Consider the following 17,732-nt stretch of genomic DNA (forward strand, 5'->3'; position numbering starts at 1 on the left):
GTTCACTTTCGGTCATCGAGTAAGTCTCGGCAACAATGGCGAGTTTAGTTTGAGCAGACCACTGCTCTGATGAAGTGTTGCTATTTGGCACGGCGGCTCCTGAACCTCTGAGTTGCTGGCGCCAATGATACAGGGTCGCAGTGCTAATTCCTTCCTCTTCCGACACTTCTTTCACTGACATCGAATAGGGAGGTAATAGCTTCTTCAAGATAGCTTCTTTTCTTTCTACTGAGATACGAGACACAATTACTCTTTATCGCCCAAACTGGTTAAATTTTAACAGTGACAACTACCCTGCCAGATAGGGAAACCTTGCCAGTGCCTTTTCTAAATTAGAAAACCATCAATAACTACAGGTATGGCAAATTTACTTGTGAAGTGCTAGTGCGGTGAGTAGCATCGCGCTAGCAAAAGTATTGGGTTAGGTGCGCACTAAGTGCCGTTAAATTAAATTAAGGCAAAATCACACACATCTAAAACCTGATCTATACTCATAATGCAGTAAAGATTAGCTTTCATGACACTCTCTAAGAAAAAGCCTCCCGATTGGGAGGTTTTTTTTGCATCTAAATCTGGGTTCGCACTAAGTGTCGTTATGGTAAATGTGTATTCAGCAACGTTAAATACTACTGTGAAACTACCTCCCCCTCTCTACGCGCCATAACGTATTAAGAGCCAACGTAATGGAAAGGAGGAGGCTTCCACGGATACCGAAATAATGAGCTTTTCAAGCTCACGCTATGCTTACCTTGCCATAAATAACAGGGTTTAGCATGAACGCTAATTGATCAAAAAACCATCATACCTCAACGCTAATTTGGGGTACGTTAATAATTATTAACATTAGTGATAGCAGAAGATAAAGTTGTTGTTTTGTACTTCCAATAAGTAATTTTAGTTGCTTGATTTTTTCCAACATTTCCAAAGTAACTTTCCCAAGCATCGCTACTTGTTAGTAACTCAGAAAACATATTACTCAAATCGCTAGTTGTCCAAACCTTTTTATAACCTTTAGTCCCTGTAGGAGCTGGACTTTTCTTATTTACATAATTATCTACTTTGTACTTATCTTCATAAGCCATAAAAATAGTGTATACAACACCTTGAGGCGCTGATTGTTTATACCATGGAACAACTACAAAATGGTGAACAGCTGACCCCATTAAAAAATGCCACACTTCTGTTTCTGAGTTTGCTCCGGAAAAAGCAAGAGCCGTATTTATTTGACTCTGCATATTTCCTTTATTTTCAATAACAGAACCATTGCCAGAATCGTTCTGAACAGAACCGTAAACAGCACGACTAAATTCAACTGGTACAGATGGGCAATTACTCAATTGCATCAGTTTTGAATTATTCTCTATAGCTAAAATTAGATCTTCACCTGTGTTACTCATATTTTGCTCCGTTAAACGTATAAATCGGGAATAAAAACCAGCCAAATATACTGTATATAAAAACAGCATTCAACCAGGGGCAAGGCCGCTATTTAGTTTATAAAATGGCGCTCCTTATCCTTATAGTAAAGAACACTTAATATCCCTGTGATCATCCTCATCGGGCGAGGTTTTACTGCGAAATTGCTAATTCTTATTGACGCAAGTTTTAGATTGCGGAGGACGGCTTTAAAATTGTTGCAACACAACCTCACAAAAATCGGTGTTTATTATTACTATTTGGTAAATGTGCGAGTTTGCTATCAGAAACAGCCCTCAGACCACCTCAAACGCTCTTAGCGAAGATTTTAGACACTTGATCAAGGCGGTATGCTTCCATAACGCCTTGTAAGTTTGTGACGCTTTAAGATCGGTTTGTAGAGCAAAAGTCATCGAGTTGCTTTGAACTAAGAACTGCACTCTGATACCCAGTTTACGTTCTTTTTGAGTTTGGGTGTCAGATTAGTTCTATTAGGCCAAAAACCACTCGACTGTGAATGCAGACTTTTTGGCGAAACCAATTTAGGTCGGGTAGACGACACTTGTTACCAAGTGCCGTCCCCCTAAGAACCCAGCGTGCAACTTTCACTGCACTAGGCTCAAGCCTTCACGAAGGCATCGTTTGATACCCAGCAACTTATAAAGCAGCGAGAGTAGGCTCCTTCCAAGAGTTGCGAGCTTGCCTTTTTGACTTTCTCTTAGCCAAGTATTCTTGGTGTTGAGGGTCATATGGTGTCGCTGCACTTCGGATTTTTTACATGTCTCTCGATCGGTACTTTGGCTATTTGGAAGAGATTGAACTGGCAATCCATATCCATGATCTTCTGCCAACCATGAAAATGCCATTGGCCTTTTCGGTTGACGAAGTATTTAAGGGCCACCCAAGTTTTGGATTTTGTCGGATGACGCCTCACTGCCCAGTACCATAATGCAAGAAATAGCTTATGACCTACATATCCGAATACCTGTTTAGCCACGCAATGGCGATAATAATTAGCCCAACCCCTTAATTTCGGATTTATCAGTTTGATAAGATCGTTTACAGAGGTTGTTGCATGCTTTTTGATGAGTTCGCGCAGATTGCTCAAGAACAGCAATGTGTTAGATTTACTCGGTTTAATGAGCAATTTCCCTTTGTACTTTCTGTGATTGAACCCTAGAAAGTTAAAGCCGTTATCGATGTGTGTAATGTGCGTTTTCTCTTCGGATAATGTTAAGCCTCTTTCCGCTAAAAATTCAGCGATCAACGGTTTGATATCGTTCTCCAACACTTCCTTTGAAGCGCAGGTGACGACGAAATCGTCGGCGTATCCAATGAAATTGGCTCTACTACCCTTTTTGAGGGCCGTAGACTTAATATGCTGCTCAAGTCCAGCAAGAGTCATTAGCATCAAGGTTGGTGATATTATCCCACCTTGCGGTGTTCCCTCATCGGTGCGATAAAACAGACCTTTGTCCATAAAGCCAGATTTTAGCCATTGTTCCAACATTCTCTTATCAATAACGATGTTATCAAGAAGCCATTGATGGCCGATCTTGTCGAAACAAGCTTTAATATCCCCTTCAAGTACCCATTTAGCTGATTTCTTTAATGCCAAACATTTGAAACACTGCCCAACTGCATCGGCAGTACTGCGATTTGGCCTAAATCCATAACTATTAGGGTCAGCAAGCATTTCCGATATAGGCTCTAATGCAAGAAGATGGAGGGCTTGTTGCGCTCTGTCAATCATGCATGGAATGCCTAATGGTCTGAGCTTGCCGTTCTTTTTAGGGATGTAGATACGCTTGAGCGGTTGGGCTTTGTACGCCTTTCGACTCAATTGATTAACTGCTTTTATGCGGCGTGCATCTGTGTTCCAGATGACACCATCTATTCCAGACGTTTTACTACCTTTATTTTGAGATACTCGCCTTACTGCAAGAAGCTTGGCTGAGCGAGAATGGGTTAGTATCCACTGCAAGGCTTTCGCTTTACCGTGTTTACCTTCTCTAGTTGCCTTTGCGATACGCATCTGAAGCTTTAATACATGCGACTCAATAGGTTTCCAGTCGATAGACTGCCATTGAGCACTGTCAGGAGAGGCACTAATCTCTTTAGAAATCATCATTTGCGTTTCTCCTTAAATAAAGTTCTTCAAACTCTCTCGCAACGAAAGACCAGTCGGAAGTGGGCTCACTTTCGTGACCAGACACGAGTCTGTATCTGCATCGTTACAATGCAGCCTTCGCTTTCTCCGACCTCCTTTACCCGCATCACTATCGGCCACAAGGGCTTTCCCATAGGGAGCGATACAGGCTTACCCTGTTCCGTATGTTACGTAAAATGTCAACTTAGATGCCCACTCTAGTGCGGAGAGTACTTTGATCACGAAAGGCCAATGCCCAACTCCTTTCCGACTCTCGTTGCCGTTTTGGCCACAGCGTATTAACCACTTCCGCTGCTTCATCATATGACGCACCTTTAATGGATTCACATACGTTCATCATATTGACTCCCTAGCACTTACCCGAATTGTGGTTTTCAGGAGGAACATCCTCTCACGATTTTGTTCCCACTCAGCCTAACGGCCAAGTTTCGTTACATTGTCAGATCCGCTACTTTATTCAGGATCTTAGGGTCATCTGGTGATACAGATGGTTCACTCTTGTCGTGGTGAACAACGCTTCATACGACTTCAGGTCGCACGGGCAGAAATGAGCTAGAGCTACTACTCTAATGATTCATTAGAACGAATAGCAGCGTACCGATGCGATCGCTGCCATTTTAAGAGGATACTTTATTGCTTGCTACTCATGGAAACAGGAACGTAATACTTTCTTGGGCTATATAAGGGGTTAAAGGAACGTTTTTGTGCCCAAGCAGCGGCCAATGAATACCTAGTCTAGAATAAAGACATTTAACCCGTTCCTACTCTCTCGTACTGGCCTTATACCTGAAATTACATTCACTCTAGATGGATATCCTATGCCGAGATTAATATTTCCAGCCGTTAAATTGTAACGATTTAGGGATAGGGCTGTAGCAAGGGTATTCGGTTTGTAAGCCGTAGTTAATAATCATTGAAATATCAACGCCGAAGGACCCTGCATAGTTTGCTCGTCTGAACTTCTGCGGATCGTTTTTGGCGGTTTTCTCAAGTACCATCCAGATCATATCTTCAAGGAACTCAGGGTGGCGCCTTGGATCGAGTGCCATTGTATCGCGCATACAGAACCAGCTTCCTCCGCCTAGCTGTTTTTGATTATAGGCATTGTCAAAATACGCAGTATGCAAACCTTGTAGGTAGGCGTTTAAGCGTATGGACTCCACGGTGTCCGTCTCGTCAATGTGCTGCAAGAAGTAGGGCAGTTTGGTGATGTCCGGCAGGTTTTGGGAATATGGTCTTTTATTTATCATTGCGAGTTCGTACTGCTCGTGTATCTCGCTCAGCAGTTGAGTGAGCTCGGGAGAGTGGGGTTGAGCTTGCACGCTCGCACAGGTAAGCAGCAGTAATGGTAAGACTGTTTTCATGGTCATTCTCCCTCTAGATACCTGATCATAATACCAGTATTTAGGCGGTACATAAAGTTCTTTTTTATGCACCTAGTTAAGTATTATTCTTTCGAGTTTTGTGTGTATCTTGGCACCGCAGGATAGGCTTGGTCGGAGGTGACGTATTCCGTCCTTTCGGGTCTAGTGATCTCCTTTTCTACCTGCGACTTGACTGTCAGTTCAATCATCGGCTCAGGTTTGATGATGGGTTTCTGCGCTTCCTCTTGTTGAAGTTTTACATCATCGGTAACCCCATCAAAGCGCGCTTGATTAAAGAGTCCGCCCGTTCCCTTGGTATGCAGCATCTCGGTGCGGGTGTGTGCCACGGTATCGACGGTACTAGCCCATCCTTTCTCCATCGTGTTGTTTTGCTCGGGTGTCAGTTCTGGTTGTTGGGTTGGGGTGGTGGTTTCATGCGCTTTCTCCATTGTTGCCACAATCTTCGCCGTGTCACCATCGAGTCCCGCCATGGTGGTGAACTCTTCAGTGCGTGTGTATTCTTGCCAAGACTTTTTAGCATCAGCAATATCTTCCGGTTGGTAAGCGGTCATTAGGCGTTGGACGTCTGGTTGGTTTAATCCTATGTCTTTTTCCAAGTAATTCTGGAAGCCTTGAATCGCGTTGGCCGTAAAGCTGGCACTGCCAGAGTCGAGGCGCGTTTGAGTATTCGAGAGGGCGTTCAAGTCCGATTGGCTTTGCATGGCACTTACACCAAGAGACTTGGTGTTGCTGGCGTTAATCGCAAAGTCATGCGCAAACTGCTCAACCGAAGTTCGGGTGTCTTTATTGTCCACCTGCGTGCCGGCACTGGTCACGGCATTGGCCCCTTCGGTGTATTGCTGCGTGGCTTGCTCAAGCTGCTGCTTTTGCTCGGTATTCATCTTGCTGTAAGCCGTACGTTCATCATCAGACCATTTCACGCCGCCACTGGCGCCTAAATTGAATGGCGATGCCCCTTTACCGGTGCCTACGCCGCCCTCGAAGCCGCCATAGACACTTTGCAGGTAAGCTTGTGATTGGTCTTTCGTCCAACCCGTTTGTTGAATCACGCTGTCAACCGCCGTTTGCATGTCATTCATACCTTGGCTGACTTGAGTATTAAAGCCACTGGTGCTGCCTTCACCGTAAGCCAGGTTTTTACCCACACTATCATGCCAGCGGTCGCTCAGCGCCGCGCCTCCTTGGAGGGTTTGACTCAGTTGGGTACTGGTTTGTTCAAGGTTTTGCTGCGTTTGATTGCGGGCATTCGCCACACTCTCTTGCAGCATGCTTTGCGTGTTGGCGCTGATGTTGCCGCGACTGGTGGTTTGTGAGCTGTCGTAGGTGGTGCGCCCATCTCCGTGTTGTGTGGTCACCGAGCCGTCTGGGTTTTGGGTGTAGCTGTGACCTTGGTTGGCGAGGGTATTGGTATCAAACTTATTGGCATGGGTGTTGTTCATGCTGTGGTTGTCAATCTGCATACTGCCAAAATCCAGATTACCCGTGGACGCTGCAGCGCTCGCTCTGGCATTGGTCGAGTTAATCATGCTCGAGAGCTGGTAGTTCATGCTCGACATGACTTCTTGACCGCCTTTTAAAATGCCTTTGGCTATCATAGGGACGCCTATCATCAAGATACCCGTGATCCAGGCGAAGCGGCTGTGAAGCTCATCCGCGGCATTCGCGTTGGAAAGCACTAGCCCCCCGAACTTCCCCGAGACATCCGTAGACAGAGATTCCAGTCCCCAAAGCTGAAAGCCGTTGATGATGGCAAACAAGGCTGGCCACGTGGCCAAAAAGGCAAACGTCCCAAAATAGTTTTTTAACACCATCATGGTCAAGCCAGGAATGACCGCGGCACCTGCAACAAAGAAGCCTAGGCACGCGAACAACATAAACATCATGGTATGGAGCATCGGCAAGTATTCTCTTGCCATCAAACCTAATGACGCCCACATTGAGGTGGTTTGCAGTTTATTGGTGGTATAAGCGTAATTGAGCGCAGCTTGCGTTGGGTCAAGGCTATCAAGGTTGTAGCGTAGCTCGTTCATCAGCATGTTTTGTTTGATGGTGCTGGACGCGCTGGTACTCATTCTAAAAAATTTGTCGTAGCTGCGGGTGAGTGACTGCACCACTTGCGGCTTATAACGGTCCGCGTCTTTGCCAAGCAATTGATGCGCTAACAAGCTCATGTTTTTATTGGCGGCATCATCAAAGCGCTGCTTGATGATAGGGTAAGCTTCTTCACATCGCTTGTAGGTGCTTCGGCCGCCGCCCTCATCAAGATAAAGGGCGCGCAACGGGCTTTGCCTAACGCCGTCTAAAAAGGCAAAAATATCAGGGGCGGTAAAGAGTTCATCCCAGGTGTATTTCCCATTGATTCTCACATCCCCAATCATGCAGTTATGAAAGTAGTCTCGCCAGAGTTTTTGTAGTGCCAGCTCATTGATTCTGGATTGTCTTGAGAGCTGATACAGCTCCGAGCCAAACAACATCCCAGTACGACCATAACGCTCATCGTCGGAGGTGGTGAAAATGCCTTCCACACCTTCGGCCATCCCCACCATGATAGAAGAGAAAAAGTAAGTAGGCACGGCCACGAGGTAAGGGACATTATCCACCTTGTAAGCCTTACCCGGTTGCGTCTTATCAATGATGAGCATGTCGGCTTTCATGTTGATAAGAAACAGGGGTACGGCAAAGAACACCACCATCCATTTGATGAGGTCTTTGGGGTTACGTGACAGCATGAAGATAAACAAACTGGTGATAAGCCCCAGCATCATGCACATCTGTAAGTAATCCCCAAAGGTATTGGTTCTAAAAAAAGTGGCCAGCGCATTAAAGGCTTTGTTGACCACTTCGCCGGAAGTGTAAGTGTAATATTCGAGTATCATAGGTCAGTTCCCATAAGCCGGGGTAGGTTTGGTGGTCGTGCTGATTTCTTTTGTGCTTTGCTGCGTGGTCTTTCTTTGCGAGTCAATCAGTTGATTGCGGTTGTTGAGCGCCTCAATGGCATTCTCAGCCAGCCCCGCGGTAAAGCGTTTGGCGTTATCGATATCACGAGTGATGAGGGCGATGTCATCCTGGCTGTTGTTGGTGTTGGCCAAGGATTGGCGGGCAACATTTAACATGCTCACGAGGTACTGATTAAGCAGCTCCACCGCTATCATTCGCGAGTAGTTGCTGGTATCGGGGGTTTGATTGGCGGATAAGTCGTCAATAAAGAACTTGAGTACCGGCGTTTGAATCAGCTCCAGAAAACCCTCTTGTTGACGCGTGAGTCTTTGGTCGGTGGCTATCTTTTGCAGTATCGATTCCAGTTGTTTGCGTATCTGGTTTTGTATGCCGTTAGTTTGACTTATGGATAAGTTATTACGCTTGGTAATGGTAATGCACGCATCTGGGCCTGTTTTGCGACACTGATAAACGTCAGCCTTGCCCCCTTCGAGCAGCACGTTGACGAGGTTGTTGTTGTCGGTCAAAAGGCTAGGGTAATAACGCGGATTGCCGTCTTTGTCGTACACGTAAGAGCCTGACAAACTCATCATGAATTGCGCTAGATTTTTGTCGGAGGACAAAAAAGCGTTATTCATGATCGCAGACCAGACCACGTTGTGATTGGTTTGGGTCATGTCTTTCAGGGCTGGATCCTTTTTGGCGTCCTTTAGCTGACCCGCTGCTTTGCCTCCTGCGCCACATTCCTGCTGCCCTTGAACCCAATCTGAGAAGGCGTTGTTTTGTGTACCAAGCGTCGCGCAGACATGCTTTTTGGTAGCAGGAGCGGCAAAGGCGGCCAGTCCACCGATGGACGCTTGCGCGGCTTCACAAGAGTTCACCGATTGATTGAGATATTTGTCGAGCCTGGCTTGGAGATTATCCAGATTTTGCTTGAGCTGCGGTGCCCAGGTTTGCAGGGCTAAGTTGACAATAAAAGGAGGGGCATTATGAATAATGGCTTTGCCCAGTTTCACCAGTTGGTCTGAGCTGATGTGTGAAAATCCCCCCATAAACATATCAATGCCAGTGCACCCGGTACTGATGGAGGGGACAGTGACGCTGACCAACTGTGCATCGACAATTTGATTACGCACAAACAAACTGCCACCGGTGTAGTAGTTGGCCGATTGCCCTTGGTAAGCCGTCGGGGTTGAGACGTTGGCGTTGTACCCTGAGTTATCAAAAAAGCGGGCCAGCGAGTGGTTGGTGTCGGCGTGACTTACGCCTGATAAGCTGATGAGAAATAAAGGAATAACTCGCTTATTCACCGCAACGGTGGACAAGTGGTGGAAAAGTGAGCGCTTCATTGGAGAGCCTCCTGCACTCGCGGATCGTTAAGGGCGTTCTGAATGCTTTGGGCAAGCGTGCTTTCTGGTACGTCTCCAATGCTCAGACGTGAGAACTTACGGCTGTTCACGTTCATTAAGAAGGTCGCAGGCATGACCGTTTTTCCCTGGCCTGGGAAAAAGGTCTTGCCTATCTCTGGTGTGACAGGGATAGGGACCTCAAACCCTGGAAGGCCCGGCCCATCAACAGAGAAGGCGTAAACCGGCAATTGAAATCGCTCGCCAAGACGAGTGATTTTAGGGGCGGTCTTATGGCAGTACGGGCAGGTGCTTTCAAAAAAGAACACTAGGGCATATTGGTTTTGCATGGCAGCGTGTGCGCTGGCGGCATGAATCAAAAAAGCAAGCACAAGGGTACGAAGAAATGGCATAGCGCCTCCTTACGTTTGGGTGGTTTTACATGGATTGAGTGGCTTTAAAAATCCGATTGCTCAAAGTGGGTGGCGACGTTGTAAAAGCGCCCAATTAAATCATTTTGGCTTATCCAGCCGTACGCCAGTGGCTTCATCTCTCCAGTGCTTGGATGCACCAAAATCAAGGCGGGCGTAAAAGGCACCGTGACTTTTCCTTGGTTGTGGCGGTTTTCTTTGAGGTGAGTGATGAAGGTTTCATCATTACTGATCCCAAGGAGCTCAAAATGGTATTGGTCAGCAAACGCTTGAATGGACGGGGCGAGTTGCTGGCTTAGCGTATCTTTTCCTTCATAAACAAAGAAAAAGCCCCATCCGTCTTGTTTCATCTTTTCAACCGCGTCGGTTTTCTTCTTATCCTCCAGTGTTAAATACACTTGTCTTGCCGCTTGCTCTGTCGGATGGTCTTTGGTGTAAGAAAACTCAGGTCTTTCGAGCAGCAGCGCTTTAAAGGTCATGCCTAATTGGTCGGTTTGGTCCGTGATAAAATGATTTAACGCTAAAAACTTCGCGAGCTTGTCTTTATCTTTGGGATGAATGGCCGCGTCGTTTTGCGCTTCAATATGCACAGAGTGAAACCAGGCCATCTGTTCGGTCGCCGATAACGTTTTAGGGCTTGATACGGTGGTTTGAGTGTTGCTTGGTAGCGGCTTAGGTTTGGGCGTTACGGGCATTGCCTTTGGCTCGTTGTACCAGCGCCACCCAGGAGGGGTTTCTTGAGCAAGAGCTGGATGGAGGTGAGTCAGCAGCGCTAGGGTAATGACGCAAAGCAGAGGTTTTTTCATCATCATAGACCTTGATTCCGTGGAGGCGGTTATCCGCCCGTGGCACTTTGAAGTCGTTTCTTGATTTCATCAAAGTTGGGGAGGTTGGTGTTGGCACGCATTTCCGGGTAGAACTCTTTAAAATCAATGTATTCAAAATTGATTTGACCCAGTTCTTCGGGCGTAATAGCGGCGCAGGTGGGATTTTTAGCACTGCCTAACCGTTTACCCAGTTGCTGAAGAGACCCTTGCTCTTGGATGATTTTGGCCAGCTTGTTGTCGTAAACGCAGTAACTGCGCTTTTTACGGGTGCAGACACCCAGCACTTTCTTGGCGCAGTATTGCCCCACGTACAGGGTTAAGCCTTTCTCTTTGGCTTCCCCCAGCGCTTCTTCCGCTTCGCTGCATTTCGCTCCCAATCCTTGCCCCCATCCTGAGTCTTTACAACAATCGTTGAAGCCCGCGAGTTTCTTACTGCACTTCATCGGCTTTCCCGTGAATATTTTGGGTGGGTCGCCGATGTCTTTCACGGCTTCGGCAAGTCCTGCCAGTGCCGCAACGGACTTATCAAAATTGTTATTCAATTTGGGCGCCTCCTCGTAACACTCCCCGTCAAGACAGAAGGAGTGCTCCCCACATTGCAGATCAGTGGTTCGGCATGTCTTCTCAACACAACGCTTTGTGACCTCTTGCTCGACGCACACCCCATTTTGCTTAAGGCTGCAATGTTGAGTTTGAGTCGTACAGTCTTTCGGGAGGTTTGCGCAGGTATTAGGGCGGTCACAATGATGGTCTATCCGATATTTCCAACAATTGAGCGTGGTGGGAATGCCATTAATGGTGCGGGTGGCTCGACCTTCAATACATTGCTGGCGAGTGACCTTGCACGAGTTCATCAGGCGGCATTGTGTTCGCCAGGTCATGGTGTTTTTGATGCAGTTCCCTCCGGATAAGGAGAATCCGTTTGAGCAGCTCAAGGTGGCTTTTTTCGTTTGTGTGGTGGGTCGACAAATCTCGTAGCGTTTATGCCAGTATGCGCTCCATTGCCAGTTTAAGTTGATGGTATATTTTAAATCGCCAAGCGTGTAGCCTTGGTTGGGAGAGACTATCTTTCCATCCCAAAAATACGTGGTTTCTGATCCCGAAAAACCTCTTCTAGTCCCTGATTGCCTCACGTAATTGTCATTATTGTATCGGCATTGTGGGAGGGGGCGTTGGCAATCCCTCCCTTGTTGTGTCCAGCCGGATGGACAGCGGTAGCTCACCTCACCGGTGCTCACGGAGGCAACGGGGACTTTTGTACAAGGCACATTGTTATTCGTTGGACGATGACACTGTTTAGGAATGTGTTCGATAAGGCACTGGGAGCCGCTATCACAATCCACATAGGCATTTGAGAGACCGTGAGTGATTTCATACGCATTCTCTTGGCCGAGTAAGGCAAAGCGCATCGCTGGGTCGCTTTTAACATCGGGGCGCCCTTTATTAAAGTGGGTGTTGATGTCTTGAGCCAATCCATTGGTCACAAACTCTGTCCCTTTTTGTGCATTGATATCACTGTCTGACAGTCTTGACTCTTTTGGACTGCGGATCTCTTTTCGACACGTGGCGTCTTTGCAATAGTCATCGACATTGAGTGGAAGCGCATGAGGCGTGAGAGCTTGGCTTGCCGTTTGCTTCGCCCAATTGGCGCTCTCGGTAAAGGTTTGTTGTTCGCTGGCAAGAGCGAGAGTAGATAAAAAACTGAGCGTGAGCGCAGCCCAGAGGTCAATGCGCATAAGGAGCACCTCATCAAAAGTTGGGGTGAGAGAGGGTTATTGGGCATAGAGCGTGCGCAACAGTGGATGAATGTTTTGCTGCGCATCCCCGGCCGCGAGGTAATCCAGAGCTTGGTAAAGTGAAATGTTGCCGTAAAGGATGTCGTAGTCACTGGCTTTGCAAGGCTGCTTAGGTAAGCAACGGTTTTGTTTGACCGAAACAAAGGCCGGTACGCGATGAATATCAAATTGCTTAAACCAATCAGGGCTGATGGAAAAGCCGCTTTGAATGGGCGCCTTATTGGGGGAGCGTATCAAGGCCTCGATCCGCTTGGCCGTGGCCGGAAAACCTTCAGGTAAGACACCGCGTATCACCAGTGGAACGCCTAAGTGCTCACTTTGCATCAGAAGCTGTTTGAGCGCGGTCTTGGGCATGGTGAGTGAAACAAACACCATTACCCCTTTTGGGGCTTGGTCAGGGTTGCGCGTGGGCTTTTGTCGCCCCAATAAGGGGGACAGGCTCTCCTCTTTTATCAAATCTTGAACATTGCGGCTGAGAGTCAGCGCTTCTTCTCGATAAGCCTGGGCTTTATTTTGTATGTCGTCCGTAGGCCACGTCTTCGCCGCCTCCGGTTGTTGAGTCATTTTTTGCTCAAGCTTGGCAAAAGATTTGAGCTCTTGCTCAGTGTAAGCTTGGGCGGGTAACGCGATAAAAAAACACAGAAAAACAAGAGAGCGCCTAAAGGTGCTCTCAAAAGATGGAATGGTCATAGTAACCTCTTCATTATGGCCGCTGAAAGGGTGGGTAGAGGGTGTGAGCGTTTTGGAAGCTGATTGACAGCACCTTACGAGCATTGAGATCGCGACAAAACGAGAAGCAAAACTGCGAGAGCGGGAAACAGCAGTAAATGTGCTTGTTGTTGGCGAGCTCTGTTTTTAAAAAATCGGTAAGGGAGTCAGGGTGACTGGCAATAAATAGGTCCGTTTCATTTTTGTGGGGAAGAATGGGCATCATCGCGTCACCTTATAAAAAGACACAGTTGCGCTTTCGCCATTGTACAAAACCAAAGTTATCCCCTGTCACCGGGTTGTCATGGCCGGCTTCCCAGATTGTGGTTGTCGTGGTGTACGGGTGACACCAGGCGGCATCGGGAATAGGCCCCGACATTTGATACCGATAACGAGATTTTGGCAAAATAGGATCGGGATATTGATAACAAATCGCGCCATCTTCGCCGCGCGTCTCCCAGATGATTCCTTGCCGGTGCAGTTTGTAGTTCAGCTTTTCCATCAAGAGTGTCGCCGCCTGGATGGGCGTGTCTCGATAGTTGGTGGTGCCGGTGAGCGGATAGGCACTGCCCTGTGAGCCTAAACACCAAAATAAAGCATCAATAGGTAAGGCAGCGTTAGTGGAGGTCAACAGGGCTTCGGGCACGCAAGCAAGCTGCGCAACCAAGTTACCAAACAGTAACGCTTCGGGATTGAGAATGAGGGATAACTCATCGTCGTCCCAAAGTGGGTCAATTTCCGTCATGTAGGCCACATCAAAAACGTCCGTGGCCATGCAGGCGGTGGATTGCATCAGTTGCAGCCAATAAATAACGGGGTACTTATACCAATGGGCGTGATAAAAGCCTCCGTCACTGCTGTCACTCTCACGGGCGGTCACGCGCCCACCGATACGCTGAGTGTTAGCGCCGGACATTTGCACGCCCATGTTCACCATACAGTAAGGGACGCGCGTGATATCGGTTAAGGCATAAGGCTCCCAATAGCCAATGTTGATGCCTATTTGCACAAAGATAGGCGGCGGTTTAGGGCAATAAGAGATAGGCAGTGTGGGATTGGGCGTATCGGGGTACTTAGAGGGCATGACGGTGGCTGAGCCTATCGTCATCGGAAACAAGCAATCCCAACAAATATCGGTCATGGGGTTAATAAAACGGCTTTTACACGCCGCACTGGCTGCTAGGGTTGATGGGGCAATAAAAACCAATAGGCAGCACAACAGTAAACGAAAGTGTCGTTGTGTCATGGGGTGTCCTTTTTCCACGCCGAGCGTGGTACTCCTTTTGTCTCGACAAGAGGCTTCGCCCCATAATCGCCGCCAAAAGCGAGCTTGGTTAAGAAAAAAAAAGCGTCATACTGGAAGCATAATCAAGGGAGGTGCGCACTTCCAATGCGATGTCATTGTTATTGCTCTATCGCCAAGGGGTGCAAACCCGATACGTTCACCTCATCGATGCGCCAGCGCGTGCCTTCTTGGTAGGCAATCGCTGGGACGTGAGTAATGTTAAGCGATTGGGTTAAGTGGCCTTGCTGCGCAAAATACATTCTTGCGTCCAATAAGGTCGCCATTTTATTCGGGCTGCCTCCTGTCAGTACCCACTTGATTGGCTTGGCGTTTTGATACTCGCTAGCGAACCTTCGTTGCTGCGCGTCTCTGGCATCAAAAAAGACCAGCACCTTACTTAACTCAAATTGTGGTAGAACGTTTTGACCGTCGACCTTTGGCCAAGTGCGGGTATCAAAGGGGTTCACTCTGGTGCCCGCTTTGGCAATCACGGCTCCTGTAGTGGGGGCGATAATGTCTTTAGGGAGGGTGATGCTTGGGTCAACGTAAAAGGTGCGGGGGTTGATCGTGGTGGTTAAGCCTGCAACGGGCGGTGGGTTTTCAATGCTTTGCTTGGCGCGCTCCGTGAACTCGTTTTGCATGTCCGCTAATTGACCACTGGCCTCAAACCCTTTCAGTCTTTGGTCAATCCACTCCAGCATGTCAATCTCACCGATGGGGAAGATAGGGGCCACTTGGCCCAAGTTCTTTCCAGCGGCATTTGTCGTTGCCAGTCCAGCGACCAAAAGAAAAAGGGGGGATTTAAGCGCTCGCCCCAATGGCTTGATTAAAGGCGTCAATGTCTTTGCCATAAAAGTGCCTGGAGGTTTGCTCAATGGCGCGCTCCAGTGAGTGGCCTTGTTTATAAAGATTTTCACAATACTCAAACTCCTTAGGCTCGGTTGAGAACATGGCGCGTTTCACCGGAGAGGCGAAAAAGCGGTGATAGGTGACATGGCCACCCGCTTTGATGCGCGCACTGCTGTATCCCGCTTCGGCAGACGGAGCGAAACTTTTAATGAGGCGCTGCTCAAACGGTGAGAAGGCATCCGGGTTTTGGGTCAGATACTCATCAAACCCTTCCCCTTGACGAAGAATGATGTGGATATCGGAGTTGTTGTAGCAGGCTTTGGCTTCCTCGTTGCTAAAGAAGTCTTCAATCCCTTGAGTCACTGTACAAAAAGCGCCGCCGAACTTACGGGCGGTGCGATAACCGGTGTTGATGAACTCCCTCGCTTGCTCGTTTGCCCCAGAGAGGAGGCTCCAGGCTTCTTCAATGATGCACAGCTTTGGGGTAGAGCGAGAGCCAGCCAGGTACATCTGCTGGTTAATCGAAACCATCAACGCAAAAATCACGGGTCTGAGCACAGCAGGCGGAAACCCATCCAGCTCCAGCGTGGTGATTTCCACACTGGGGTCGAGCATGGAGGGCTTGTTGAACACATCTTTGTACATGCCGTCGGTGCAGAACTTTTTCAGTTGCACCGCAATGTCTTTGATGCGTCGGTCGCTTTCTTCTCCAGCAATCTCAATCAAGGCGTCTCTGACATCATCCACCAAGGCTTGATTACCTTTACGCTCCCATGCCGTCACTATCGCATCGCCTAAGACGCTTTGTTGAAACGCCGTCAGTGGGACGTAGGGTGACGCGATGGTGGCAAACAACGCCGTGATATTATCGAGCGCTTCCATCATGGGGTCGACCGGTCTACCGTCATCATCCACAAACTCAAACTCAGCACTTTGCATGGCGCCTAAATGCGTGAAGGGATTTAAGAAGATGTTGGCGTGCGTCATGTACGTCCCCCCAAGGCTGAGCGTCAATTTTTTATAGCTGGCCCCTTTATCGAGGATCCACACTTTACCGCCCATGGCGTAAACCGTTTCGGCAATCTCTTGAACCAGAAAGCTTTTCCCTGCGCCTGAGCCTCCGGTCAGAGCGATATTTTGGTTATCACTGCCACAGGTGAAAGGGTTAAAGAAAGAAATTTGCTGGCGCATCGTGGGCAGCAATACGCCGCCTTTTAACTGACAAAAATCCATGATGAGAGGGAAGAGGTTCACCAGATTAGAGCTTTTTAACGTGCGAACTCGGCCGGCTTTTTTACAATCGCCCCACAACCCTTCGCTCATCATAAAAGGCAACGTTGAAAGCAGCGCTTGTGGCTGATTCATTTTCAGGGGAATGATATCAAGGCCAGCATGGCTGAATGACTCCTTCGCCGCTTGGGTGTCTTTTTTCTGGTGGGTCTTATCGGTAAACAGGGAGACCGTGAGTACCATAGACGCAATGGTAAACTCTTTAGACAACAGACCTTTTTGTAGGGCTTTTCGCTCTTTGAGCTCATCTTCCGCTGTTGGAGCCAGCAGCGCCATTTGGCTGTTCACCGTCTTGGTTAAGTCTTTTATCTTATTATCGTTATCCGCATTTTGCTTACCGGTTGGCTCATTACGAAAGCTCAACGTGACGCGGTGAGGGCAAGTGATATTACGAGAAACGTTGCGAAGAGAAGAAAAGGCCTCAGGTAAGGCGTACAAGCGATAATCCCCAGGCAGACGAGAAAGTCCCAAATTGACCAGCCGTGTGCGCACCTCCTCCCCTTGGTCATTGGTATGACGGGTGGCGATATGGCCACGATGCGTTAACGCTTCGGTATCGGGAGAGAGGGCTTGCAGGTTCAAAGGCTCTAACGGGTTGTAGCCTTTTTCCTTTGGCCGGTCTTGTCGTTTATCAAAGTTTAAGATATCACTCACATCGGTCAGCAACATCTCAGGCGTGACGGGCAGTAAATCAAAACCAAGCTGCGCCAGTCCTGTCTCTAGAGTCATTCGCGCATCAAGCAGCTCTTGTGGGTCTTTTTCCGTGGTGGAGACAAAAAAGAACGCGTCGTAATCGCGCAAATCAAAGCGATTGTTTTTTTGTCGGTGTAAAAAACCGTGCTGCGCGGCGTAGTGGGCGTAAATGGCGTCATCGTTAGCCAGCTTCTGGCAGATACCGCCTCGCTGACTGAGTAGAGCTTGGTTTCCTTCGAGATAGTGCGCCACTCGGTTGTGACCAAACAGCTGCACTTGATAGTCCCATTTATCCCCTGCTGGCAAATCCCCCATGAGGTGGCTTAACGACTGAATTAAATCGTCGTTAGCGCCCCCAAGGACACTGATTTTAAAGCCAAAACCGCGAGAGTGGGGATTGTCGAACACCCGCTCAATGGGATCGTAATCTCGATACGGCAGTTCATGGTGAAGGTGGTTTTGGGCTTGCTTGGCCTCTTGAAATAAGGCGGATAAGCCACTGCGTGAGGAGGAAAACATGGGGGATCCCTTTTTCTATTTTAATGTTAGGGGGCGTGACACAATCTTGGACCGCTTGATGGATTCCCCCCTCATTGAGA

General features: G+C 48.1%; 12 protein-coding genes and 1 pseudogene. All 13 read right to left on the minus strand.

Annotated features, from left to right (window positions below; all coding sequences use genetic code 11):
- Nucleotides 1–244 (minus strand): transposase (locus tag AB6D06_RS20750; protein WP_372111689.1); only part of this gene is annotated, 244 nt, incomplete at its 3' end.
- A gap of 583 nt (nucleotides 245–827) precedes the next feature.
- Nucleotides 828–1,397 carry a hypothetical protein gene (locus AB6D06_RS20755; RefSeq protein WP_016799065.1) on the minus strand — a complete coding sequence of 190 codons (570 nt, stop codon included), beginning with the start codon at nucleotides 1,395–1,397 and terminating at the stop codon, nucleotides 828–830.
- A 676-nt stretch (nucleotides 1,398–2,073) separates the two neighbouring features.
- Nucleotides 2,074–3,547 (minus strand): annotated as a pseudogene (gene ltrA, locus AB6D06_RS20760) (group II intron reverse transcriptase/maturase).
- Nucleotides 3,548–4,413: 866 nt separating this feature from the next.
- The gene (locus AB6D06_RS20765; RefSeq protein WP_229648365.1) at nucleotides 4,414–4,950 is read right to left on the minus strand and encodes a hypothetical protein; all 537 of its coding nucleotides are present in this window, start codon (nucleotides 4,948–4,950) and stop codon (nucleotides 4,414–4,416) included.
- An 83-nt stretch (nucleotides 4,951–5,033) separates the two neighbouring features.
- A complete protein-coding gene (gene traG, locus AB6D06_RS20770) occupies nucleotides 5,034–7,847 on the minus strand; it encodes a conjugal transfer mating-pair stabilization protein TraG (protein WP_229648364.1) in 2,814 nt (937 codons plus the stop codon).
- 3 nt (nucleotides 7,848–7,850) lie between these two features.
- Complete coding sequence (locus AB6D06_RS20775; RefSeq protein WP_016800101.1) at nucleotides 7,851–9,257, minus strand: conjugal transfer protein TraH; 1,407 nt, start codon at nucleotides 9,255–9,257, stop codon at nucleotides 7,851–7,853.
- Complete coding sequence (gene trbB / locus AB6D06_RS20780) at nucleotides 9,254–9,667, minus strand: type-F conjugative transfer system pilin assembly thiol-disulfide isomerase TrbB (RefSeq protein ID WP_016800100.1); 414 nt, start codon at nucleotides 9,665–9,667, stop codon at nucleotides 9,254–9,256. The genes AB6D06_RS20775 and trbB overlap by 4 nt, the downstream gene beginning before the upstream one ends.
- Nucleotides 9,668–9,711: 44 nt before the next feature.
- Nucleotides 9,712–10,497 (minus strand): type-F conjugative transfer system pilin assembly protein TraF, encoded by a 786-nt coding sequence (gene traF / locus AB6D06_RS20785; RefSeq protein ID WP_102561329.1) that lies wholly within the window; start codon nucleotides 10,495–10,497, stop codon nucleotides 9,712–9,714.
- A gap of 23 nt (nucleotides 10,498–10,520) precedes the next feature.
- Nucleotides 10,521–12,248 carry a type-F conjugative transfer system mating-pair stabilization protein TraN gene (traN, locus tag AB6D06_RS20790; RefSeq protein ID WP_372107313.1) on the minus strand — a complete coding sequence of 576 codons (1,728 nt, stop codon included), beginning with the start codon at nucleotides 12,246–12,248 and terminating at the stop codon, nucleotides 10,521–10,523.
- Nucleotides 12,249–12,284: 36 nt separating this feature from the next.
- Nucleotides 12,285–12,998 (minus strand): type-F conjugative transfer system pilin assembly protein TrbC, encoded by a 714-nt coding sequence (trbC, locus tag AB6D06_RS20795; RefSeq protein ID WP_017103571.1) that lies wholly within the window; start codon nucleotides 12,996–12,998, stop codon nucleotides 12,285–12,287.
- Between the two features lie 253 nt (nucleotides 12,999–13,251).
- Nucleotides 13,252–14,262, minus strand: a complete 1,011-nt coding sequence (gene traU, locus AB6D06_RS20800) for a conjugal transfer pilus assembly protein TraU (RefSeq protein ID WP_017103572.1) — start codon at nucleotides 14,260–14,262, stop codon at nucleotides 13,252–13,254.
- A gap of 158 nt (nucleotides 14,263–14,420) precedes the next feature.
- Nucleotides 14,421–15,152 (minus strand): type-F conjugative transfer system protein TraW, encoded by a 732-nt coding sequence (gene traW, locus AB6D06_RS20805; RefSeq protein WP_102488789.1) that lies wholly within the window; start codon nucleotides 15,150–15,152, stop codon nucleotides 14,421–14,423.
- Nucleotides 15,103–17,652: a type IV secretion system protein TraC gene (gene traC, locus AB6D06_RS20810; protein WP_229648361.1), complete on the minus strand. Its 2,550-nt coding sequence runs from the start codon at nucleotides 17,650–17,652 to the stop codon at nucleotides 15,103–15,105. Before traC ends, traW begins: the two co-directional genes overlap by 50 nt.
- Nucleotides 17,653–17,732: the final 80 nt, after the last annotated feature.

The organism is Vibrio sp. 10N.239.311.G01, assembly GCF_041465805.1.
Taxonomy (GTDB): domain Bacteria; phylum Pseudomonadota; class Gammaproteobacteria; order Enterobacterales; family Vibrionaceae; genus Vibrio; species Vibrio crassostreae_C.

What these genes read in the sequence shown, in the direction of transcription:
- AB6D06_RS20755 (WP_016799065.1), bottom strand. Translation starts at nt 1,397, where the DNA reads ATGAGTAACACAGGTGAAGATCTAATTTTAGCTATAGAGAATAATTCA.
- AB6D06_RS20765 (WP_229648365.1), bottom strand. Translation starts at nt 4,950, where the DNA reads ATGAAAACAGTCTTACCATTACTGCTGCTTACCTGTGCGAGCGTGCAA.
- traG (WP_229648364.1), bottom strand. Translation starts at nt 7,847, where the DNA reads ATGATACTCGAATATTACACTTACACTTCCGGCGAAGTGGTCAACAAA.
- AB6D06_RS20775 (WP_016800101.1), bottom strand. Translation starts at nt 9,257, where the DNA reads ATGAAGCGCTCACTTTTCCACCACTTGTCCACCGTTGCGGTGAATAAG.
- trbB (WP_016800100.1), bottom strand. Translation starts at nt 9,667, where the DNA reads ATGCCATTTCTTCGTACCCTTGTGCTTGCTTTTTTGATTCATGCCGCC.
- traF (WP_102561329.1), bottom strand. Translation starts at nt 10,497, where the DNA reads ATGATGATGAAAAAACCTCTGCTTTGCGTCATTACCCTAGCGCTGCTG.
- traN (WP_372107313.1), bottom strand. Translation starts at nt 12,248, where the DNA reads ATGCGCATTGACCTCTGGGCTGCGCTCACGCTCAGTTTTTTATCTACT.
- trbC (WP_017103571.1), bottom strand. Translation starts at nt 12,998, where the DNA reads ATGACCATTCCATCTTTTGAGAGCACCTTTAGGCGCTCTCTTGTTTTT.
- traU (WP_017103572.1), bottom strand. Translation starts at nt 14,262, where the DNA reads ATGACACAACGACACTTTCGTTTACTGTTGTGCTGCCTATTGGTTTTT.
- traW (WP_102488789.1), bottom strand. Translation starts at nt 15,152, where the DNA reads ATGGCAAAGACATTGACGCCTTTAATCAAGCCATTGGGGCGAGCGCTT.
- traC (WP_229648361.1), bottom strand. Translation starts at nt 17,652, where the DNA reads ATGTTTTCCTCCTCACGCAGTGGCTTATCCGCCTTATTTCAAGAGGCC.